This is a genomic window from Pseudomonas sp. TE3786, from assembly GCF_054057335.1.
On record NZ_JBSRZF010000003.1, the window covers coordinates 291,332 to 313,319 of the forward strand.

General features: G+C 63.1%; 11 protein-coding genes. 6 read left to right on the forward strand and 5 right to left on the reverse strand.

The genetic code is table 11. The features are described from left to right. Positions 1 to 71 precede the first annotated feature (71 nt). Complete coding sequence (locus ACVW0Y_RS05755; RefSeq protein WP_457436661.1) at positions 72 to 560, forward strand: DUF4174 domain-containing protein; 489 nt, start codon at positions 72 to 74, stop codon at positions 558 to 560. A 99-nt stretch (positions 561 to 659) separates the two neighbouring features. Here the strand turns inward: ACVW0Y_RS05755 and ACVW0Y_RS05760 are convergent, their stop codons facing one another. Further along, a complete protein-coding gene (locus tag ACVW0Y_RS05760) occupies positions 660 to 1,100 on the reverse strand; it encodes a YqaA family protein (protein ID WP_457436662.1) in 441 nt (146 codons plus the stop codon). A 296-nt stretch (positions 1,101 to 1,396) separates the two neighbouring features. On the opposite strand from ACVW0Y_RS05760, the gene ACVW0Y_RS05765 reads away from it, so the two are divergent. The 4 genes from ACVW0Y_RS05765 (at position 1,397) to ACVW0Y_RS05780 (ending at position 10,347) form a co-directional block, all read left to right on the forward strand. Next, entirely contained in the window at positions 1,397 to 3,418 is a 2,022-nt protein-coding gene (locus ACVW0Y_RS05765) for an alpha-1,4-glucan--maltose-1-phosphate maltosyltransferase (RefSeq protein WP_457436664.1), read from the forward strand. A 10-nt stretch (positions 3,419 to 3,428) separates the two neighbouring features. Then, positions 3,429 to 6,788 carry a maltose alpha-D-glucosyltransferase gene (gene treS / locus ACVW0Y_RS05770; protein ID WP_457436666.1) on the forward strand — a complete coding sequence of 1,120 codons (3,360 nt, stop codon included), beginning with the start codon at positions 3,429 to 3,431 and terminating at the stop codon, positions 6,786 to 6,788. After that, positions 6,785 to 8,983, forward strand: coding sequence for a 1,4-alpha-glucan branching protein GlgB (glgB, locus tag ACVW0Y_RS05775; RefSeq protein ID WP_457436668.1), 2,199 nt, complete (start codon positions 6,785 to 6,787; stop codon positions 8,981 to 8,983). The genes treS and glgB overlap by 4 nt, the downstream gene beginning before the upstream one ends. 1,190 nt (positions 8,984 to 10,173) lie before the next feature. Next, complete coding sequence (locus ACVW0Y_RS05780; RefSeq protein ID WP_457436669.1) at positions 10,174 to 10,347, forward strand: hypothetical protein; 174 nt, start codon at positions 10,174 to 10,176, stop codon at positions 10,345 to 10,347. 3 nt (positions 10,348 to 10,350) lie between these two features. Here ACVW0Y_RS05780 and ACVW0Y_RS05785 read toward each other — a convergent pair whose 3' ends face one another. The 4 genes from ACVW0Y_RS05785 to ACVW0Y_RS05800 form a co-directional block, all read right to left on the reverse strand. Beyond that, positions 10,351 to 11,238, reverse strand: coding sequence for a diguanylate cyclase domain-containing protein (locus tag ACVW0Y_RS05785; protein ID WP_457436670.1), 888 nt, complete (start codon positions 11,236 to 11,238; stop codon positions 10,351 to 10,353). Beyond that, positions 11,235 to 11,417, reverse strand: a complete 183-nt coding sequence (locus ACVW0Y_RS05790; RefSeq protein ID WP_457436672.1) for a hypothetical protein — start codon at positions 11,415 to 11,417, stop codon at positions 11,235 to 11,237. The genes ACVW0Y_RS05785 and ACVW0Y_RS05790 overlap by 4 nt, the downstream gene beginning before the upstream one ends. Before the next feature lie 103 nt (positions 11,418 to 11,520). After that, positions 11,521 to 20,127: a GH36-type glycosyl hydrolase domain-containing protein gene (locus ACVW0Y_RS05795; protein ID WP_457436674.1), complete on the reverse strand. Its 8,607-nt coding sequence runs from the start codon at positions 20,125 to 20,127 to the stop codon at positions 11,521 to 11,523. A gap of 257 nt (positions 20,128 to 20,384) precedes the next feature. Further along, entirely contained in the window at positions 20,385 to 21,125 is a 741-nt protein-coding gene (locus tag ACVW0Y_RS05800; protein ID WP_457436675.1) for a Crp/Fnr family transcriptional regulator, read from the reverse strand. 256 nt (positions 21,126 to 21,381) lie between these two features. Between ACVW0Y_RS05800 and ACVW0Y_RS05805 the strand changes: the two genes are divergently transcribed. After that, positions 21,382 to 21,957, forward strand: a complete 576-nt coding sequence (locus ACVW0Y_RS05805; protein ID WP_457436677.1) for a hypothetical protein — start codon at positions 21,382 to 21,384, stop codon at positions 21,955 to 21,957. Positions 21,958 to 21,988 lie beyond the last annotated feature (31 nt).

Below are 21,988 nucleotides of genomic sequence, written 5' to 3' on the forward strand. Positions count from 1 at the left end.
CTCCGCCCGCCAGGGAACCTTTGCCACTTCCAGGCAATCTCTGTCGGGATGGTTTTTCAACGGAGGTGTGTATGTTTTTGCGTTCGTTCAGCATGGCGTTGATGGTGGCCCTGGCCGGCCCGGTACTGGCCGATGGCGATGACAGCCCGTTAAACGCCGACCGTGGTCAGGCCCGACCGCTGATTGTGATCGCCAACAGCGCGGCTGATCCGGCGCTGGTGAAACTGCTGGCAGCGCTGAAAGAACCAGCCAACCAGACGGCCTTCAAGGAACGCAATATGGTGCTCTATACGGTGGTTAACACCATCGGCAAACGCGATGGCAAAGACCTCGACCCGCAAAGCACCATGGCGCTGATTCGGGCGTTGAAGCTGGGTGCCAGTGCCCAGGCCAAGGTGATTCTGCTGGGTAAGGATGGTGAAAAGAAGCTGGAACATGCCGGGGCGATCGAGCCGCAGCAGTTGTTCAGTACGGTGGATCAGTTGCCGGCCAGTGAGAAGGAATTGACCAAGCCGGCGGCTGAGCCGGCAGCACCAGCGCCCGCGCCGCTGGACGATTAGCCTGCGGCCTGTTGCAGCGGCTTCAGCCGCGATGCTGTTGATCATGGCCCACGCACAAACAGTGTTTGCCGGCCCGGCTGATCGCGGCTGAAGCCGCTCCTACAGGTGGATGTTGAGGTTCAACACTATCGCCGCCAACACCAGATAGCGGCCCGCTTTGGCGATGCTCACCAACAGCAAAAAGCGCCACAGTGGCTCCCGCATCACCCCAGCCACCAGGGTCAGCGGGTCGCCGACTATCGGCAGCCAACTCAACAGCAGGGTCCAGCAACCATAACGTTGGTACCACTGCTGAGCCCGTTGCAGTTGCTGCGCGCTGGCGGGGAACCAGCGTCGTTGGCGGTAGCGCTCCACGGCTCGGCCCAGCCCCCAGTTCAGCAGCGAACCCAGCACATTACCGGCCGTGGCCACCAGCAACAGCGCCGCCGTTGAATAGCCGCCAGTCAGCAGCAAACCCACCAGCACGGCTTCCGATTGCAACGGCAGCAGGGTGGCGGCGATAAAGGCACTGGCGAATAGGCCGAGGTAGGCGGTAAGCATGGCAGCACGGGAAAGCGGAGGGGCAGCGACTGTAGCGTAAATCCCGGAATTGCGGACCCCAGCCCGCGCTGGGGTGACGCCGGTTCTGGCAACTACCACCGTCGTCCCAGCGCAGGCTGGGACCCACAATCTTGCGCTGGGCGATGTCAGCGGCTATTCGGCAAAACCCTGAACTTTTGCTCTACCACGGGGCTCGGAACTGTACGCCCCCTGTTTAGCGCAGGGACAACGAATCCAGACGTGCCGCCACCCAGGTCACCGGGCGGCGGCTGTTTGCAGTGACGGAGCCCGATTCGATGTCGCATGCACGCCCCTTGGCCCCACTCAATCAGGTCGCTGAACGGCAAACCAACAGTTTGCCCATAGAAGACGCTTTGCATCTGCCGCGTATCGCCATCGAGTCGGTGACGCCGGTGGTGGAGGCGGGGCGCTTTCCGGCCAAGACTGTGGTCGGTTCGCCCATTAGCGTGAGCGCGGTGATTTTTACCGATGGCCACGACAAGCTCGATGGCGCTGTCCTCTGGCGTGCCGAGCTGGAGGAGGTCTGGCACCGGGCACCGTTGACCTTTGTCGGCAATGACCTGTGGCAAGGCGAATTCACGGTGCAGCAGCCCGGTCGTTATCAGTTCGCGGTGCAGGCCTGGTGGGATGGTTACGCCACCTTTACCTATGAGTTGATGAAAAAAATCGGCGCCGGGGTGCCTATTACCCTGGAGCTGCAGGAAGGCGAGCAGTTGCTGCGTCGCGCTGCCGAGCATGCCGGCCCGGAGTACGCGGAACCCATGGCCGAGCGCCTGCAAACTCTGCAGGAAACCCAGTCGGTGGAGGAGCGCGTGGCGTTCTTTCTGGCACCGCAGAGCACCGAACTGATGCGCCTGACCGAGCCGCACCCACACCGCATCAATAGTCCGGCCTATCCGCTGGAGGTGGAGCGCAAGCTGGCCGAGTTCGCCAGTTGGTACGAGCTGTTTCCACGCTCGGTCACCGATGACGAGAACCGCCACGGCACCCTGCGCGATGTGATCGGGCGCCTGCCTTATGTGCGCGATATGGGCTTTGATGTGCTGTATTTTCCGCCGATTCACCCTATCGGCCGCGCGCACCGCAAAGGCCGCAATAACTCCCTGCAGGCTCGCGCCAATGACCCTGGCAGCCCCTATGCCATCGGCAGCAAGGACGGTGGCCACGAGGCGATTCATCCGCAGCTGGGCAGCTTCGAAGATTTCCGTGCGCTGGTAAAAGCCGCCAAGGAACATGGCCTGGAAATCGCCCTGGATTTCGCCATCCAATGCTCCCCGGATCACCCCTGGCTCAAGGAGCATCCCGGCTGGTTCAGCTGGCGGCCGGACGGCAGTATTCGCCATGCGGAGAACCCACCGAAAAAGTACGAAGACATCGTCAACGTCGATTTCTACGCCAAGGACGCCATGCCCGATCTGTGGCTGGCCCTGCGCGATGTGGTGAAAGGCTGGGTGGAGCAGGGCGTCACCCTGTTTCGCGTGGATAACCCGCACACCAAGCCGCTGCCGTTCTGGGAGTGGCTGATTGCCGATATCCGCGCCGTGCATCCCGAGGTGATCTTCCTCGCCGAAGCCTTTACCCGTCCGGCGATGATGGCGCGGCTGGGCAAGGTCGGCTTTAGCCAGAGCTACACCTATTTCACCTGGCGCAATACCAAGGCCGAGCTGGAAGCCTATTTCACCGAGTTGAACGAAGCGCCATGGCGCGATTGCTACCGGCCGAATTTCTTCGTCAATACCCCGGATATCAACCCGGCCTTTCTGCACGGCAACGGCCGCGCCGGCTTTCTGATCCGAGCGGTGCTGGCCACCATGGGCTCGGGGCTGTGGGGCATGTATTCGGGCTTTGAAATCTGCGAGGCGGCGCCGGTGCCGGGCAAGGAGGAGTACCTGGATTCGGAGAAGTACCAGATCCGTCCGCGCAACTACCAGCAGGCCGGCAATATCGTCAGCGAGATCGCCCAGCTCAATCGCATTCGCCGGCAGAACCCGGCGCTGCAAACCCACCTGGGGCTGAAGGTGTTCACCTGCTACAACGACAATATTCTGCTGTTCGGCAAGCGCACTGCCGACCTCAGCAATTTCGTTCTGGTGGCGGTCAGCCTCGATCCGCACAACGCGCAGGAAGCCCATTTCGAACTGCCACTCTGGGAGTTCGGCCTGCCTGATGATGCCAGCCTGCACGGTGAAGACCTGATGACCGGGCACACCTGGACCTGGCACGGCAAAACCCAATGGATGCGCATTGAACCGTGGCAGCAGCCATTCGGTATCTGGCGCGTACGCGTAACCAGCTAAGGGGGACGCGATGAGCGACCAAGCGAACAACGACAACAAAAAGCCCAGCACCGAACGGCGGAAAAAACGCCGGCCTGCGGCCTTTATCGAAGACCCGCTCTGGTACAAGGACGCGGTGATCTATCAGGTGCATGTGAAGTCGTATTTCGACGCCAATAACGACGGCATCGGCGACTTCCCCGGGCTGATTTCCAAGCTCGATTACATTGCCGACCTTGGCGTGAACACCATCTGGCTGTTGCCGTTTTACCCCTCGCCACGCCGCGACGATGGCTACGACATCGCCGAATACCGCGACGTGCATCCCGATTACGGCGGCATGGCCGACGCCAAGCGTTTTATCGCCGAGGCCCATGCCCGCGGCATCCGGGTGATTACCGAACTGGTGATCAACCACACCTCCGACCAGCACCCCTGGTTTCAGAAAGCCCGGCGGGCCAAGCCCGGCTCCAAGGCGCGGGACTTTTATGTGTGGTCCGATAGCGACCAGAAATTCCCGGAAACCCGGATCATTTTTCTCGACACGGAAAAGTCCAACTGGACCTGGGACCCGGTCGCCGGCCAGTACTTCTGGCACCGGTTCTACTCCCACCAGCCCGACCTGAATTTCGACAACCCGCAGGTGCTTAAGGAAGTGCTCAGCGTGATGCGTTTCTGGCTCGACCTGGGCGTCGACGGCCTGCGTCTGGACGCCATTCCGTACCTGATCGAGCGCGAAGGCACCAATAACGAGAACCTTGCCGAAACCCATGTGGTGCTGAAGAAAATCCGCGCCGAGCTGGATGCTACCTACCCGGACCGCATGCTGCTGGCCGAGGCCAATCAATGGCCGGAAGACACCCAGCTGTATTTTGGCGGCGAAGACGGCGGCCCCGGCGATGAATGCCATATGGCCTTCCACTTTCCGCTGATGCCGCGCATGTATATGGCCATCGCCCAGGAAGACCGTTTTCCGATCACCGATATCCTCCGCCAGACCCCGGAAATCCCCGCCAACTGCCAGTGGGCGATCTTTCTGCGCAACCACGATGAGCTGACCCTGGAAATGGTCACCGACCATGAACGGGACTACCTGTGGAACTACTACGCGGCGGATCGCCGGGCACGCATCAACCTGGGCATTCGCCGTCGCCTGGCACCGCTGGTGGAGCGTGATCGGCGGCGGATCGAGCTGCTGAACAGCATGCTGCTGTCGATGCCGGGCACCCCGACCCTGTATTACGGCGACGAAATCGGCATGGGCGACAATATTTTCCTTGGCGACCGCGATGGCGTGCGTACGCCTATGCAGTGGTCGATTGACCGCAATGGCGGCTTCTCCCGCGCCGACCCGGCCAGCCTGGTGTTGCCGCCGATTCAGGACCCGCTCTACGGCTTCCAGAGCATCAACGTGGAAACCCAGCAGCGCGATACCCATTCGCTGCTGAACTGGACGCGGCGCATGCTGGCCATCCGCAAACAGCAAAAAGCCTTTGGCCGCGGCACCCTGAAAATGCTTGCACCGGCCAACCGACGCATCCTCGCCTATTTGCGCGAATACACCGGGGTGGATGGCAAACACGAAATCATTCTGTGCGTGGCCAATGTCTCCCGCGCCGCCCAGGCGGCCGAGCTGGAGCTGTCGGCCTATAACGGCATGGTGCCGGTGGAGATGGTCGGCGGCACTTCGTTCCCGCCGATTGGCCAGCTGCATTACCTGCTGACCTTGCCGCCCTACGGTTTCTACTGGTTTCTGCTCGCCGAAGAGGCGCAGATGCCAGCCTGGCATGTGCCGCCCGTAGACCGTATGCCCGATCTGCCGACCCTGGTGATCAAGCGCGACCTGAGCGAATTGGCGCAGTCGCGTTGCCACCTGACCCTCAGCCGCGAGTCGTTGCCAGCCTATCTACCCAAACGCCGTTGGTTCTCCAATCTGGATGCCGATGCGGCGGCGGAATACAAACTGCTCTATGTGGTGCCGTTCGGCGAATTGAGCGTGCTCAGCGAAGTGGAGGTGCGCAGCGGCGAGCAGGTCGAGCATTACCAGCTGCCCCTCAGCTACGTGGCGGAAAACACCGCCGGCAGCACAGTGCCGCAGCAGCTGGCCTTGGCGCGTCTGCGTCGGGGCAGGGAAGTGGGCTTGCTTACCGATGCCTTCACCTTGGGCGAATTCAGCCAGCAGGTGGTGCGCTATCTGCGCGACGGCCAGGTACTCAGTTCGGCCGGCAGTGAGCTGCAATTTCTGCCGACTCCGCAGTTGCAGCAGGTGGTGGATAACCCGGATGAGGAAATCAAGCTGGTCTCCGCCGAGCAATCCAATAGCTCGGCACTGATCGGCGAAAGCATGGTGCTGAAACTGGTGCGGCGGGTAATGCCCGGTATCCACCCGGAAACCGAAATGGGCGGTTATCTCACCGCCCAGGGCTTTGCCAATATCCCGCAACTGCTCGGCGAAGTGCGCCGCGTCGATGCTCAGGGCGTGCCCCACACCCTGATGGTGCTGCAGCAGTTCCTCAGCAACCAGGGCGATGCCTGGCAGTGGACGCAAAATACCCTGGAGCGGGCGGTGCGCGACAAGTTGTCAGCGCCTTCTGTGAAAGCCGAAGACGCAAGCGTGGCTCCGGCGGACCTGGAGCTGGCCAGCTTTGCGCGCAACCTCGGCCGGCGTTTGGGCGAGATGCACAGCGTATTGGCGCGCCACACCGATAACCCGGATTTCGGTGCCATCGTCAGCACCCAGCAGGACGTCGACGACTGGGCCAGCAGTATCGCTGCGCAGCTGCAGGAGGCGCTGGCGGTGGTGGCCAGCAGTCCTGCCGCCGATCCCGATTTCGCCACGTGGCTGGCCGATAACAGCAAGCCCTTGCTGCTTGCCGTACACAAACTGGCCAAGCTGAGCCTCGGCGGCCTGCGTATCCGCGTGCATGGCGACTTGCATCTGGGCCAGGTGCTGGTGGTGCAGGGCGATGCCTACCTGATCGACTTCGAAGGCGAGCCGACCCGCAGCCTGCAGGAACGCCGTACCCGCCACAGTCCGATGAAAGATGTGGCCGGCATGATCCGCTCGTTCGACTACGCCGCGGCCATGGCCATTCGCAATACGCAAAGCACCGATGCCTCCCGCGAAGCCGAAGCGGTGCGCCGTGAAGTGGCCGCGCAGTATCGCAGCCAGGCGCGCACTGCGTTCCAGGAAGCCTACCGCCTGGCCGCTGCCGACTTGCCCCATACCTGGCATGAACGCGACGGCGAAGTCGCGGCCCTGGCGCTGTTCAGCCTGGAGAAAGCCGCCTACGAGATTCTCTATGAAGCCCGCTACCGTCCCGACTGGCTGAATGTGCCAGTGCAGGGCCTGGTGGAACTGGGCCAACACCTACTGCGGAGTGCACGATGATTGATCTGAAAGTGCTGGCACCTCGTCACGACGACCCGCTGGAAGGGCAGATTCAGGCCCTGGTGCGCGCTGAGCACAACGACCCCTTTGCTTTCCTTGGCCCGCACATCGACGAGCAGGGGCCAATTGTGCGCGTCTACCTGCCGGGTGCCTTGGGCGTCGAGCTGATCGATGCTGCTAGCGGCGAAAGTATGGGCAGCCTGACCCTGGGCTCGGTACCCGGCTTTTTCACCATTCGCCCCCTCGACCAGCGTGCCTATCGCCTGCGGATTCGCTGGGGCGAAGGCGAGCAGGAAATCGAAGACCCCTATGCCTTCGGCCCGCAACTGGGGGAAACCGATATCTACCTGTTCAGCGAAGGCAACCATCGCGAGCTGGGCAAAAGCTTTGGCGCGCAGCTGATGGAGCAGAACGGCATTCCCGGCGTGCGCTTTGCCGTGTGGGCACCGAATGCGCGGCGGGTGTCGGTGGTCGGCCATTTCAACGGCTGGGACGGACGCCGGCATGTGATGCGCGCGCGCCATCCCTCGGGCGTGTGGGAACTGTTTATCCCGCGGCTGCAGGCAGGTGAAGTCTATAAGTATGAAATTCTCGGCGCCCATGGCGTGCTGCCGCTAAAGGCCGACCCGATTGCCCTGGCCACCGAGCTGCCGCCGGCTACTGGCTCGGTGGTATCCAAACCACTGGAGTTCACCTGGAACGACCAGCAGTGGATGGACAACCGGCAGCATGCCCAGGCCCATAACCAGCCGCTGTCGATCTATGAAATGCATGTCGGCTCCTGGCGTCATCATGAAGACGGCCGGGTGCTGAAATGGGGCGAACTGGCCGAGGAGTTGATTCCCTATATCCTCGATCTGGGTTTTACCCATGTCGAACTGATGCCGATTATGGAACACCCGTTCGGCGGCTCCTGGGGCTACCAGTTGCTCTCGCAATTTGCCCCCAGCGCCCGCTACGGCAGCCCGGAAGAGTTCGCCGGCTTTATCGACGCCTGCCACAGCGCCGGCATCGGCGTGATTCTCGACTGGGTGCCGGCGCATTTCCCCACCGACAGCCACGGCCTGGCGCGGTTCGACGGCACCGCACTATACGAATACGCGCACCCGTTCGAGGGCTTCCACCAGGACTGGGACACCTTTATCTACAACCTGGGCCGCAACGAAGTGCACGGCTATATGCTGGCCTCGGCGCTGCATTGGTTGCGCCAGTACCATATCGATGGCCTGCGCGTGGATGCGGTGGCCTCAATGCTCTACCGCGACTACTCGCGCAAAGACGGCGAATGGATTCCCAACCGCCACGGCGGCCGGGAAAACCTCGAAGCCATCGACTTTCTCCGCCACCTCAACGATGTGGTGCACACCGAAGTGCCAGGGGCTCTGGTGATAGCCGAAGAGTCCACCGCCTGGCCCGGCGTCAGCGCCGACACCCAGGGCGGCGGCCTCGGCTTTGCCTACAAATGGAACATGGGCTGGATGCACGACAGCCTCCAATTCATCGCCGAAGACCCACTGAACCGCCAGCACCACCACGACAAACTTACCTTCGGCTTGCTCTACGCCTTTTCCGAGCAATTTATCCTGCCCATCTCCCACGATGAGGTGGTACACGGCAAACGCTCGCTGCTGGACAAAATGCCCGGCGACCGCTGGCAGAAATTCGCCAACCTGCGCCTGTACCTGAGCTTTATGTGGAGCCACCCCGGCAAGAAACTGCTGTTTATGGGCTGCGAATTCGGCCAATGGCGTGAGTGGAGCCATGACCATGAACTGGACTGGTACCTGCTGCGTTACGGCGAACACCAGGGCACGCAGAACCTGGTGAAAAGCCTTAACCAGCTGTACCGCCAGCACCCGGCCCTGTACCAGCGCGACGGCAAGGCCGAAGGTTTCCAATGGCTGATCGGCGACGACGCCAGCAACAGCGTCTACGCCTGGCTGCGCCACGGCGACGATGGCGTGCCGTTGCTGGTGGTGCATAACTTCACCCCGGTACCGCGGGAAAACTACCGTATTGGTGTACCGCAAGCTGGTGAATGGCAGGTGCTGCTCAATAGCGACGACGAACAGTACGCCGGTTCTAACGCCGGTTCCCGCGGCAGCGTGCATAGCGACGACGACGAACGTCACGGGCTGGCGCAATCGTTGAATCTGCGTTTGCCGCCGTTGGGGACATTGATACTTCGACGCTGATAAACCATCGCGGCTGTTCGTTATGCCGCGATGGTTTTTGATCCAGTGCGTTGGATCTACCGCTGTTGATCTACCGCTGGTGATCTTGATCTTGCTTTTGACCTACCCGCCCCATTAGCGCAGGCCGAGTGAAGTCGTTGCGCAGGGGGTTGAGCGGCAGGAGCCGCGAAAGGCGTGTTGGGCCATGGATGGCCCATCTCGCCGACCCCCGGAGCAACGACGGAGCGAGGGGACCCGCAGCGCAGCGGAGGGCCAAGGTTGGGGCAAGACCTTTTGGTTTCTTTTGGGGCGATTGCCAAAAGAAACTCGCGCGTAAGGCGCGAAACAAAACGTTCAGCGCCTGCGGTAACGAAAGTCAGCTCCGATATAGAGCCCAGCGCTTATAGAGCCCAACGCTCCCACGTTATTTCACCGTATTTCTGCCTTAGCGCATCAGCTTTACGTTTGGTTTCGCGCCTTACGCGCGAGGTACTTTTGGCAGTCGCCCCAAAAGTACCCAAAAGGTCTTGCCCCAACCTTGGCCTTCCGCTGCGCTCCAGGTTCCCTCGCTCCGTCGTCGCTCCAGGGCCCGTCCCGATGGGCCATCCATGGCCCAACGGGACTTTCGCGGCTCCCGGCCGCTCAACCCCCTACGCAACGACTCCACTCGGCCTGCGCTAATGGGGCGGGTAGATCAAAAGCAGATCAACAGCCAGATCAAGATCAACAGCGGTAGATCAACCGCCAGATCAAGATCAAAAACATCGCGGCTGCTTCTTCGACTGCACAAACCGTAGGAGCGGTTGTGGCATTCCGATAGGCCGCGATGCGTTTCAAAACGCCGTCGAGAATCGGGAGTTGCCCGCTCGCTAACGCTGCCTCAGGCAAAACAACCACCCCACCGTGTGCTATCGCACAGACACTCCCCCAGCTCACCCGCCACTGTTACCAGTGAAACCCACGGCATACCCGCAATGGGTAGGAATTGCCGAGGGTGATATGGACCGTCCAAAGAAACCGCATCCGTGGAGCGATGGCACACGCGAGCCCCGTCGCCTATTGAGCGCGCAGCCGAATCGCGATCTGCTCAGGCCGCAGACAACTGCGCCGCTGGATTGCCGCACGCTGGAGCAGTGCGCTGCCAATCAGGCGTTTGATGATTTCCCCGATGAGGCGGTGCCTGTCGCTCTGGATACCGGAGTCACCGAGTCATGACCACCACCGTGGTTGCCCTGGCCAGCGGCTGCCGGCGTGCGTTAAAGCGCGTCTGGTTTCTGATCCCCGAAAGCGATCCACCGGAAAAGCCCAAGACGGGTATCCGTATCTTCGGTCCGGCACCGCCGCGCACCACGGGTGTTGAGGCACCACCGGCCCGGCAGAAGTAAGCCTCAGGCTTCGCAGGCCCGGTATTCGCCGCCGCCCGCGGCTTTGGCGCAATACATGGCCGCGTCGGCGCGGTTGATCAGCCCCTCGAACGAACGCCCGTCACGGGGGTAGAAACTGATGCCCACGCTGATATGGGCGCTGATCCGGTGTTCTTCGATATGGAAGGGCTGGTCGATAGTGTTGACCAGCTGTTTGGCCAGGCTGCTGGCCACGCTGATGCGATCCAGATTGCTGATCAGAATGGCGAATTCATCGCCGGACAGCCGCGCCACCACATCGGAACTGCGCACCGCTCGACTCAGGCGTTCGGCCACGGCCACCAGCAGTTTGTCGCCGAACGTGTGCCCCAGGGTGTCGTTGATGTTTTTGAATTGATCCATGTCGATAAACATCATCGCCAACAGACTGTGCTGGTCGGCGGCGTGCACGATGGCCTGGTGCACCAGCTCGGTGAACAGCAGGCGGTTGGGCAGCCCGGTCAGGGTGTCGTGGTAGGCCAGGCGGCGCATCTTGGCGTGTTCCTTATCGATGGCAGTGGCGCTGTGCAAAATGGTGATGACGTGGGTCACCGCGCCCAGGGCGTCGAACACCGGCGACACCGCTTGGTGCACCCGGTACTGGCTGCCGTCTTTGCAGCGCCCGGAAAAGTCGCCGTGCCATGGCGTGCCAGCAACCAGCGCCTGCAACTTGGCCAGGTGCAATGCCTGGCTTTTGCGCGTGCTCAGTTCCGGCAGTGCCAGCTTGCCCACCAGCTCGCGGCGGGTGTAGCCGCAGAGCATGCTGGTGGCGGGGTTGCACCAGAGGATCACGCCGTTGACGTCGCTGATCAGAATCGCATCGGTAGCGGCTTCGAAGCTTTGGCTGAGTAGCCGGGGAGGGAGGTTTTTCATGCCGGCATCACCCTGTGCAGGTGGATCAGCTCACGACCGCTGGCCAGCTGTTGGTTGTAACGCAGCAGGCTGTCACTGCAGGCGCGTTGGTGAAAGACGGTGGGACTATCGGTGGGCGCCGTACCCCGGTGGGTCCGGCGAATGATGTTGCGGGCAACCACAAAGTAAGCGTCGAGCATGGGCTCGTCTCCGGCTTGGCGGGGTGGGCAGGCATCTGCTGGCGTTGGTCCCCCTCGAACCACGATGTCCCCATGGCCCATTGCTGTCCGTGCGCTATCCCACTTAGTCCGGGCCTGCCGACGGGGCGCAGATGATATGAATCTGATGCCTCTGGCCATCGTCCAGCAGTTCGAAATCAGCGCTTTCCAGCAATACCCCATCGACGCGCAGCGCTGGTGGGTGTTGCCGGCTTTGCGTGACCTCGATGGCATATGACGCGCTGCCAAAGCGGTATTGCAGGCTGAACCCCGGCCAGTCGGCGGGCAGCACCGGGTTGATCTGCACACGGTTGCCGGAGCGTTGCAGGCCCAGCAGCGACTCGACGATCAGGCGGTACATCCAGCCCGCCGAACCGGTGTACCAGGTCCAGCCGCCGCGGCCGGCGTGGGGGGCAACGCCGTACACATCGGCGGCCATCACATAGGGCTCGACCTTGTACACCGCCAGTGCGGCGTCAGTGCCATGGTTGACCGGGTTGATCAGGCGCAGCAGTTCCCAGGCCCGCTCGCTGTCGCCAAGGGCGGCGAAGGCCATGCTGGCCCACACCGCGGCATGGGTATATTGGCCGCCGTTTTCCCGCACGCCGGGGACATAACCTTTGATATAGCCGGGGTCGAGGCCGCCTTTGTCGAAGGGCGGGTCAAGCAATTGCACCAGCCCCACATCGCGGCGCAGCAAGTGCTGCTCCAGCGAGTTCATCGCGCTCAGCTGGCGTGCGGGACTTGCGGCACCGGAGAGCACCGACCAGCTCTGCGCGATGGAGTCGATGCGGCATTCCTGGTTGCCTGCCGAGCCCAGTGGCGTGCCATCGTCAAAGTAGGCGCGGCGGTACCAGTCGCCATCCCAGCCATGCTGCTCCAGGCTTTGCCGCAAGGTGGCAGCGTAGCGTTGGCAGCGCTGGGCAAAGCTCAGATCGCCGTAAGCGCGTGCGGTTGGGGCGAACTGCAGCAGCACGTGGTAGAGGAAAAAGCCCAGCCAGACGCTTTCGCCGCGGCCCTGTTCGCCGACCCGGTTCATGCCGTCGTTCCAGTCGCCGCCCCCCATCAACGGCAAACCGTGTTCGCCCTGGGTCAGACCATGCTCGATGGCGCGCACGCAATGCTGGTAGAGGCTTTCCTGCAGGCTGGAGCGCCCCGGCAGGTCGTAATAGCTTTCTTCGCCGCTGTTGAGCAGTCGGCCGTCGAGGTAGTGCACCGGCTCGTCGAGCACGCTGTGTTCGGCGGTGATGCGCAGATAGCGGCTGGTGGCCAGCGGCAGCCACAGGTAATCGTCGGAGCAACTGGTGCGCACCCCACGGTCTTGCGGCGGATGCCACCAGTGCTGCACATCGCCTTCGACAAACTGGTGGGCCGCACACAGCAGCAGGTGCTGGCGGCATTCCTGCGGACTGGCGTGGAGCATGGCCATGCTGTCTTGCAGTTGATCGCGAAAGCCGATGGCACCGCCGGACTGGTAGTAACCGCTGCGTGCCCAGAAGCGGCAGGCGATGGTCTGGTACAGCAGCCAGCCGTTGACCAACACATCGATATGCGCCTCCGGGGTGCGGATCTGCACCGCGCCCAAGGTGCTGCGCCAATGCTCACGCACCGCCTTGAGCGCCTCGGTTGCTGCGCCGCTGCCGCGCATGCGCAAGGCCAGGGCGGCCGCACTGGCGCGGTCCTGGCCGGCACCCAGGCGGAACGTCAGCTCCTGGCTTTCGCCGTCGGCCAGGTGCAGCTCTACGCGCAGCGCGGCGCAGGGATCGAAGCCGCCGCCGGTGCGCCCGGACAGCCGCCGTTTACCCATCGCCGCCGGGGCATTGGCGTGGCCGTTGCGGCCGAGAAACTCGCTACGGTCGCCACTTACGCTGCGCTCGTCGCCTTGCACATCGAAGAAGCCGACCCGCCCGGGAAATTCGATGGAAAACGCGTTGCGCGCAAACAACACGCCGCTGCTGGGGTCCTCGTCGGTGACCACATGCATGGCCGCTTTTTCCCGCAGATCGCCCAGTACCCAGGCCACATAGCCGGTGGCCGACAAGTGCCGGGTGCGGCCGGACGTGTTGCGCAGTTTCAGTCGGGAGAATTTGACCGGCGCATCCAGCGCCACATACACCCACAGCTCGCTGTGGATGCCATCTTCTTCGTGCTCGAACACGCTGTAGCCAAAGCCATGGCGGGTGACATAGGCACCGGTACCGGCCCGCGGCAGCGGCGTGGGTGACCAGAAGTGGCCGCTGACTTCATCGCGCAGGTACAGGGCTTCGTCGCTGCCATCGGTCACCGGGTCGTTGCGCCAGGGGCTCAAACGGAACTCATGGGCATTCTCGGCCCAGGTGTAGGCGCCGCCGCTTTCGCTGATCACCGTACCGAAATCCGGGTTGGCCAGGACGTTCGACCACGGTGCCGGGGTGCTGCTGCCATGGCCCAGATGGATGATGTACTCGCTGCCGTCGGCGCTGAAACCGCCGTACTGGTTGCCCAATAGCAAGGGCACCAGCGGCGGCGTCGTGCTGCTCAGCTGGCGGCGCGGCAAGCGCAGTTTGCCGGCGTCGAAGCGCGGTAGCGGCGGTTCGACGCGGCGCTTGCGCACCTGCTCGGCCAGGCTGCCACGGCTGTCGCTCAGCACCAGACGGGCAACCGCCAGCATCAGCAGGCGATCTTCGCTGGAAAGCTGCTGCGCCGGGCGGACAAAGATGCCGCCGGGACGATCCACCAGCGCCGCTTCGCTGCCGGAGGTGACCAACGCCATGATCAGATCCTGCAGATGCTGCCGGTAACCGGCCTGGTCTTCGTTCCAGATCACCAGGTCCACCGCCAGGCCTTTTTGCCGCCAGTAGGCGTGGGCCTGCACCAGTTGCCGAACCAGCTCGATATTGGCCGGATCGGCAATCTGCACCAATACAATCGGCAGGTCGCCGGAAATCGCCTGGCCCCATAAGCCGGACTGGTTGCGCTGGTTGCCGGTAAGTACGCTGGCCTCAGCGCGCAGGGCGGCATTGGTGTACAGAATCGCCGCGGCCATCTGTTCGAACAGCCGCGAATCGGCCAGCGATGCATTGAGTTGACGCAGCAGCACCTGGCTGTGGGTCCAGGCCAGGCCGAAGACCCGGTCTGCCAGATGGCGGTCGCGGTACTTATCGATCAGCTGCAGGCAATGCTCGCGGCTCTGGCCCATGCCGGTGACCAGGTCGATGGTGGCGCTCTGCCCGGGGTCGAGGCTGATCCGGCAACGAATCGCCACAATCGGGTCGAGCACCGAGCCGGCGCTTCCTGACAGGCGCTCGGCACCGCTGTCCATCACTGCCGGGTGGGCGAGGCTGCGGCCGCGACCGATAAAGCGCGCGCGGTCGGTTTCATAGGAAATGGCGTCGATATCCACGCCGTGGGCGGCCAGCAAATGACACATCCACGGCACGTTTTCCTGACTGGAACGCGGCCGCCGGCTGCACAGAATGGCCTGCAGCGGCGGCAGCAGTTCGGTCTGCACAAAGAGTTTGCTGAACGCCGGATGCAGGGCATCGGCAGTGGCGCTGGCCAACACCACTTCGGCGTAGCTGGTGAGCTCCAGGGTGCGGCGTTCGCGGGCGCGGTTGGTGATATGCAGACGGCGCAGCTCGATATCGTCTTCCGGCGACACAACGATTTCGGTATGGGCGTCGAACTCCCGTTCCCGTACGCGGAATTCGGCGCGGGCGTCGCTGAAGATCGCTTCGTAGCTGGCCACCGGCTGCAAGGTCGGCTGGTGGGCGCTGGACCAGAAACTGCCGCTGGCCACATCGCGCAGATAACAGAACATGCCGTGGTTGTCGGCGCTGATGTCCTCGTGCCAACGGGTTACCGCCAGTTCGTTGCAACGGCTGTAGCCACCGCCGGCGCTGCTGACCATCACGTGGTAGCGACCGTTGGACAGCAGCTGCACCGCCGGGCGCTTGCGGTCCGGGTCGGTGTATACGCGCAGGGTGGTTTCGGTTTCCCGTGCAGCGGCATCGGCCAGCGGCGCGTTCGCGGCATGCAGGTACTGGGCGGCGGTTTTCGGGATGCGCTCCTGCAGCAGCAGGGCAGTGGCTTTGAATTGCGGGTCGGACTCGAAACGCCGTTGCATTGGCCGATCCAGCAGCACATAGGCCAATGCCAGCAGGCTCATGCCCTGATGGTGGGCCATAAACGACTGCACCAGCGCCTGACTCTGGCCACGGGGCAGGCGCGCCGGGGTGAAGTCCACCGCTTCATACAGCCCATAGGTGCCAGCCAGGCCCATGCCGGCCAGGCGTTGCAGGTTTTTGCAGGCGGCTTGCGGGGCCACCATCAGGGCCAGAACCGAGGCATAGGGGGCTACCACCATGTCTTCGCCAAGGCCGCGTTTCAGCCCCAGCCCGGGTACGCCGAAGGCGCGGTATTGGTAGTTGAAATGGGCATCCAGCAAGTAGTAGCCCGACTCGGACACGCCCCAGGGCAAGCCCAGCTGATTGCCGTGTTCGATCTGCCGGGCGACTGCCGCATTGCAGGTCTGATCGAGCAGGGTGCCGGCATAGGTGGGCATCACCAGGTTAGGCATCAGGTACTCGAACATCGAGCCGGTCCAGGACAGCAACACCGGCTCGCCGCCGTTGCTGGTAAGCAGACGGCCGAGGGTGAACCAGCCCTCCTGGGGCAACTGGCCCTGGGCGATGACCACGAAGTTGGTCAGGCGTGCTTCGGAGGCCAGCAGGTCGTAATAGGCTCGGTCCAGCCGGTTTTCATCGGCGTTGAAACCGATGGCGAACAGATCGCGGGTCGGTTCATAGAGAAAGCTGAAGTCCATCTGCGCCAGCTCGCCGGTCAGCCGGGCCAGACGTTTGGCGCTGGCCATGCGCCGCTCGGCATAGGCGCGCACGCTGGCCACTTGGGCGCGTTGTGCCGGGGGCCAGCTTTCGCTATCAAGCTCGGCCATCTGTGCCCAGGTGCTGGGCAGTTCGCGCAGGCGCTCCTGGCTGGCGACTGGCAGGCGCACATCGGTCAGCTCGCTGCTTACGTCGTTGCAATGGCTGACCAGGAGCAGCAGCCAACGCTCGGCGTCGCTGGCCACGGCTGGCGGATAGCTTTGCAACAGCGCCATGGCGTGTTCCAGCACGCGGTTAACGCACTGCCAGCTGTCTTCCAGATTTTCTGGCGGTTGCTGGGCAATGGCGGCGAAGGTTTTCTCCAGCACTACCAGGTGCTGTTCCGCCAAGCCATCGCTTAGCCAGGCGGAGCGCAGTACCGCCAGGGTGTCGGCCAGGCCATTGACCAGGCGCAGGCCGAACAGCGGCTGCTCGGGCAGTTCCAGCAGACCCGGACGCAGGGTCAGCAGCAGCCCGGCCAGGTTGCCGCTGTCGACCGTGGACACATAACGCGGTGGCAGCGGCTGCAGGGTCTGGGTGTCGTACCAGTTGTAGAAGTGCCGACGATGGCGCTCCAGACCGGCCATGCTGTTCAGCGATTGCTCCAGGCGCAGCAACAGGCGGGTGGCGCTCAGGTAGCCAAAGTCATAGGCCGCCAGGTGCGAGAGCAGGGCCATACCCATATTGGTCGGCGAGGTGCGATGGGCGATCACCGCCAGCGGCTGCTCCTGCACATTGTCCGGCGGCAGCCAGTTGTCGGCGGGGCCCACGTACTCATCAAAAAACGCCCAGGTTTTGCGCGCCAGCACCCGCAGAAACAGCAACTCGTCACGGCTCGGCGAGAACGCCCTATGCACCCGTGGCCGGCTCAGCCACCAGGCCATGCAGGGGCTAAACAGCCACAGCAGTAAAAACGGTGTAGCCACCAGCAAGGCCAGTGGGCGCTGCAGCAACAGCACGGCCAACGCGCAGGCCAGGGCGGGTGCCACCCACATCAAACGGTACAGCCCCGCCAGGCTGTTGCTGCTGGCGCGCTCGACTTCCCGCGAAGGGTTCCATTGCAGCAGGCGGCGCTGGCTGATCAGCATGCGCCACAGGGTACGGACGATGGCGTCCAGGCTCAGCGCCGCTTCAAACGGTAACCACACCAGGGCCAGCATGGCGCGGCTGAAGTGCAGGGTGGTGGCCCACCAGGTCACCCGCAGGTGCTGGCCCAAGGGAATGTCATGGGCTTTGCGCAGCAGTTCCAACAGCGCATTGAGCAGCGGCTGGGTGAGCACCAGGAGCAGTACCGCCAGGGTCCAGGAGACTACCGGCTGCAGGTACAACCAGCCCCATACCAGCATGCCGAGAAAGGCCAAGGGCTCCAGACTGCGACGCAGGTTGTCGAGAATCTTCCAGCGCGCCAGGGCGTCCAGGCTTGAACGCTCGCTGCCTGCCGAGAGCTTCGGCACCCAGGGCAATAACCACGGCAATAGCTGCCAGTCACCACGAATCCAACGGTGCCGGCGCTTGGCGTCGGCGCTATAACGTGCCGGGTGTTCTTCATACAGTTGCACGGTGCTGAGCAAGCCGGCGCGGGCATAACAGCCTTCGATCAGGTCATGGCTGAGGATACGGTTATCAGGAAACCGTGCCGCCAGCGCCAGCTCGAAGGCATCCACGGCATAGATGCCCTTGCCGATAAAGGAGCCTTGCTGAAACAGGTCCTGGTACACATCGGACACGGCGCGGGTATAGGGATCGACGCCGGCATCGCTGCCCAGCAGCTGCGCATACAGCGAGCGGGCCACGCTGGGCAGGCTGATGCTGACCCGTGGTTGCAAAATCGCGTAGCCAGCGGTTACCCGTTGCTGCTCGGGGTCGTACACCGCCTGGTTGAGCGGGTGGGCCATGGCACCGACCAATTGCCGGGCAACGTCGCGGGGCAGTTGGGTGTCGGTATCCAGGGTGATCACATAGGTCACCCGGGGCAGCGCCTGGATATCGCCGACCATCAGACTGAAGCGCTCGGCACCCTGGCCCCGCAACAGCGCATTGAGCTCCGCCAGCTTGCCGCGTTTGCGCTCGTGGCCCATCCAGACACCCTGGGCCGCACTCCAGCGCCGCGGCCGATGCAGCAAGTAGAAGTAGGCGGCACCGGCGGCCGGATATTTGCGGTTCAGGTCGCTGATCAGCCGTTGTGCCAGTTGCAGCAGCTGCTCGTCCTGTTCCAGCACTTCGCTGGCGGCGTCCATAAAGTCGGTGAGCAGGGCGAAGTGCAGATTGGCGTCGCGATTGGCCAGAAAGCGTACCTCCAGGCCTTCCACCAGCTCGTCGAGATCGCGGGCATTGGCGATCAGTGTGGGCACCACCACCAGGGTGCGTGCGTCATCGGCGATGCCTTCGCTGTAGTCCAGGCGCGGCAGAATATGCGGTGCCACGGTCAGGGTCACCAGCCAGTTGACCAGCCCCAGGGCCAGGCGACTGGTCATCACCAACGCCGCGCCGGCCAGCAGCCAGAGCGCGGCGCCGGGCAGCCCGGCGAGTTGCGCGGCGTGCACAAACGGCCAGGCGAACAGCAGACTCAGGGTCAGCACCGGGCCGAGGAAAAACGTCAGCGGCGCCCGTTGCAGCAAGCGTTGCCAGCCTTCGCTGAGGGTGTTGCGCACGGCCAGCTGGCCTTCCAGCAGGGTACGGCCGCGGTCGATCAGGTAGTAGCCGACATGGCTGTTACGCAGCCCTTGCACCGGACTTTCCGTGGCCAATGCCACGGCAGCGCTGGCCACCTGTTCTTCGCTGTACGCGCTGTTTTTTGCCAGCCGCTCGATGACATGGCGGTAGTGGTCGCGAGTGGCGAAATCCATGTGCGGGTAAACCCCGGCCGGGTCGCCATGCAGCACCTCTTCCACGCGGCTGAGGCGCTCGACAAAGGAGCGCCAGTCGGTGGCTGCCAGCACCCGCAGGCTGCGAATACTGTTGCTGATGGAAACCTGCTCGGCAGCCTGCTGCTGGGCGTCGAGTTGCACCAGGCGCTCGATATTCAAGCCGCCCTCGGCCAGCACCTGCTCGATCCAGTTCAACGGCAGAATCAGCGCGGCACTCTGGCCTTGCAGGCGTCTGGCCAGTTCGGCGACGAAGGAGCTGGTCATCGGCGGCTGCGAGCGGGCCATATCGGCCACCGTCAGCACCACGCTCTTGGCATCCTGCTCGACGGTTTCACTAAGCCGGTCGGCCCAGTCATTGGCCAGGTTGCGATCATCCCAATTGGCCATCACCCGTGAGGCCACGCGGCGCAGGTTATCGATCAGCGCCAGGCGCAACATGATCGGCACCGCCCAGAGTTCGCCAAGGGTCAGCGGCATGACCGACTGATAGGCCTGGAGAAAGCGGCTGAGGCTGTCACTGTCGACGCGGCCATCGCCATGGGAGATGGTTTCCAGGGCAATGTCATACACCCGCGGCAGGCCCTTCGATGCGCCATTGGCCAGGCGCGGCAATTCGCGGCTGTAGCCGCGTGGCAAGTGTTTGCGCGCGGTACGGATCTGTTCTTCCACCAGATAGAAGTTATCCAGCAGCCATTCCGCCGCCGGAGTGGCGCGGCGGGTGACCGATGGCACTTCATTGAGCAGGGCGCAACTGCGCGCCAGCAGGCGTTCGTTTTCGCTCAGCCGCTCCAGCAGGGTATCGGCGCGGTTGCCACTGGCCAGTTGGTGCTGGCTGGCCAACTGGGTGCCGTGGCTGGCCATCTGTTCGGCGCTGAACAGCTCGGCGCGCAGCACGGGCTCATAGGCAAATTTGGGTGGTGAAGGGCGCACAAACGCCACCACCCGATTCCATAGGTTGTTCATCAGTTCCTTGGCCGCCCGGCCGCAAGTACGGCCCAGCGGTGATGACAATGCGGCGCCAATGGTGCCACCGGACGGGCCTCAGCCCTGGAGATGGCCGAGCAGACTACGCAGGGGGAGCGACGCTCAGCCGGCTTCCAGTGTGGGCGGGTGGGGGTGGGGTGTATGTCTGCTAGCGCACATAGCGATTTCTGCGCAGCAGGGGCCCTGATGGGCAAGTTCGCCTTGACGGGTGCGCGCGCACTACGGCGGGCTGTTGTTCAGCCCTGGCGCGGCGCGTGAAGGTATGGCAGCAGGCGGTCGGTTTCTTTTTTTACCACTGCGTAGCACTCACAGCTCAAACGCTCCAGCTTGGGCCGGTCGAGCACGGTGATATGGCCGCGGCTGTATTCGATCACGCCCAGGCGCTGCAGCTTGCCGGCGGCGTCGGTGACGCCTTCGCGGCGCACGCCGAGCATATTGGCGATCAGCTCCTGGGTCATTACCAACTGGTTGCCGGGCAGTCGGTCGAGGGACAACAGCAGCCAGCGGCACAGTTGCTGATCGATGCTGTGATGACGGTTGCACACCGCCGTCTGCGCCATCTGGGTGATCAGCGCCTGGGTGTAACGCAGCATCAGCTGGAGCATTTCGCCGTGGCGATTGAATTCATCCTTGAGCCGCTGCCCGGCCAGACGAAAGGCCTGTCCGGCACTTTGCACGATGGCCTGGCTGGGGGTGCTTTCACCGCCCATAAACACCGCCACGCCTATCAAACCCTCATTGCCGACCACGGAAATTTCGGCCGACGAGCCGTTCTCCATTACATACAGCAGCGAAACTATGGCATCGGTGGGGAAATACACGTTGCGCATAGCCCCGCCGGACTCATACACCACTTCGCCGAGGCTCAGATGAATCAGCTCCAGATGGGGGAACAGGCGCTCGCGGGCATCATCGGGTAAGGCCGCCAGCAAATGATTGCTGAGTGGCGAGGGCTGCTGGGAATTTGAAGCGGGCATGACGACCACCTGGTAAAGGACACGCGGGCCGCTGCCAACGTGGAGTGCATGACCGCTGGCGCTGGCGGTTAACCATGGGTTGTACACGCGATAGGCGCGTGGGGATATGGAAAACAACCTCGACCGTCAGTCGAGTTGCCCTGTCAGGCAAGCCAGCTACGCTGTAGCGAACCTCGAGGTATCCACGCCGCAGGCGTTAGGAGTGAGGGCTGGAGCTACTCCAGTACATCCATGTTTGCTACAGGGAAAGTGTCCGATGAAACGAGTTAATGCCTTTACCCAAGCTGCCGCCCTGGCTTCATTGTTTGCTGCAATCAGCTTCGCCCATGCCGAGGAGGTGCCGATTTCCGGGGCACTGGTTGCCGATAAGATCACCGCCACTGTGGTCTCTGTCGATGCCGCCAAGCACCGGCTGGTGCTCAAGGATACCGAAGGCCAGGAGGGCGAGATCCAACTCACCGAGAAAGCCAAGAACCTCGACAAGCTCAAAGCCGGCGACACCGTGCAGGCAGTGGTCACCCGCTCGGTGGTGGCAGTACTGGAGACGGAAACCGATAAAGCCACTTCGGTAAAAGAACAATCCGGCGTCGCCCGCGCCACAGAAGCCAACCCCAACCCGGGTGGCGCGGCGTTTCGTCAAGTGAGGGTACGCCTGAAAATCACCGCTATCGACTTGGAAAAACACCAGGTCACCCTGATGGGCCCGGCCGGCAAAACCAAAACCGTCACCGTGGAAAAACCGGACCTGCAGGAACGGATGAAAAACCTCAAAGTCGACCAGACCGTGGCAGTGACCTACACCGACACCCTGGAAATCACCACCGAGCACTAAGTTCCACCCCCGGGCTGCGCGCGCGCCAAAC

Excerpts from the sequence above, each read along its gene's own strand:
- ACVW0Y_RS05785 (WP_457436670.1), bottom strand. The coding sequence starts at position 11,238 with ATGAAAAACCTCCCTCCCCGGCTACTCAGCCAAAGCTTCGAAGCCGCT.
- glgB (WP_457436668.1), top strand. The coding sequence starts at position 6,785 with ATGATTGATCTGAAAGTGCTGGCACCTCGTCACGACGACCCGCTGGAA.
- ACVW0Y_RS05765 (WP_457436664.1), top strand. The coding sequence starts at position 1,397 with ATGTCGCATGCACGCCCCTTGGCCCCACTCAATCAGGTCGCTGAACGG.
- ACVW0Y_RS05755 (WP_457436661.1), top strand. The coding sequence starts at position 72 with ATGTTTTTGCGTTCGTTCAGCATGGCGTTGATGGTGGCCCTGGCCGGC.
- ACVW0Y_RS05780 (WP_457436669.1), top strand. The coding sequence starts at position 10,174 with ATGACCACCACCGTGGTTGCCCTGGCCAGCGGCTGCCGGCGTGCGTTA.
- ACVW0Y_RS05790 (WP_457436672.1), bottom strand. The coding sequence starts at position 11,417 with ATGCTCGACGCTTACTTTGTGGTTGCCCGCAACATCATTCGCCGGACC.
- ACVW0Y_RS05795 (WP_457436674.1), bottom strand. The coding sequence starts at position 20,127 with ATGAACAACCTATGGAATCGGGTGGTGGCGTTTGTGCGCCCTTCACCA.
- ACVW0Y_RS05805 (WP_457436677.1), top strand. The coding sequence starts at position 21,382 with ATGAAACGAGTTAATGCCTTTACCCAAGCTGCCGCCCTGGCTTCATTG.
- treS (WP_457436666.1), top strand. The coding sequence starts at position 3,429 with ATGAGCGACCAAGCGAACAACGACAACAAAAAGCCCAGCACCGAACGG.
- ACVW0Y_RS05760 (WP_457436662.1), bottom strand. The coding sequence starts at position 1,100 with ATGCTTACCGCCTACCTCGGCCTATTCGCCAGTGCCTTTATCGCCGCC.
- ACVW0Y_RS05800 (WP_457436675.1), bottom strand. The coding sequence starts at position 21,125 with ATGCCCGCTTCAAATTCCCAGCAGCCCTCGCCACTCAGCAATCATTTG.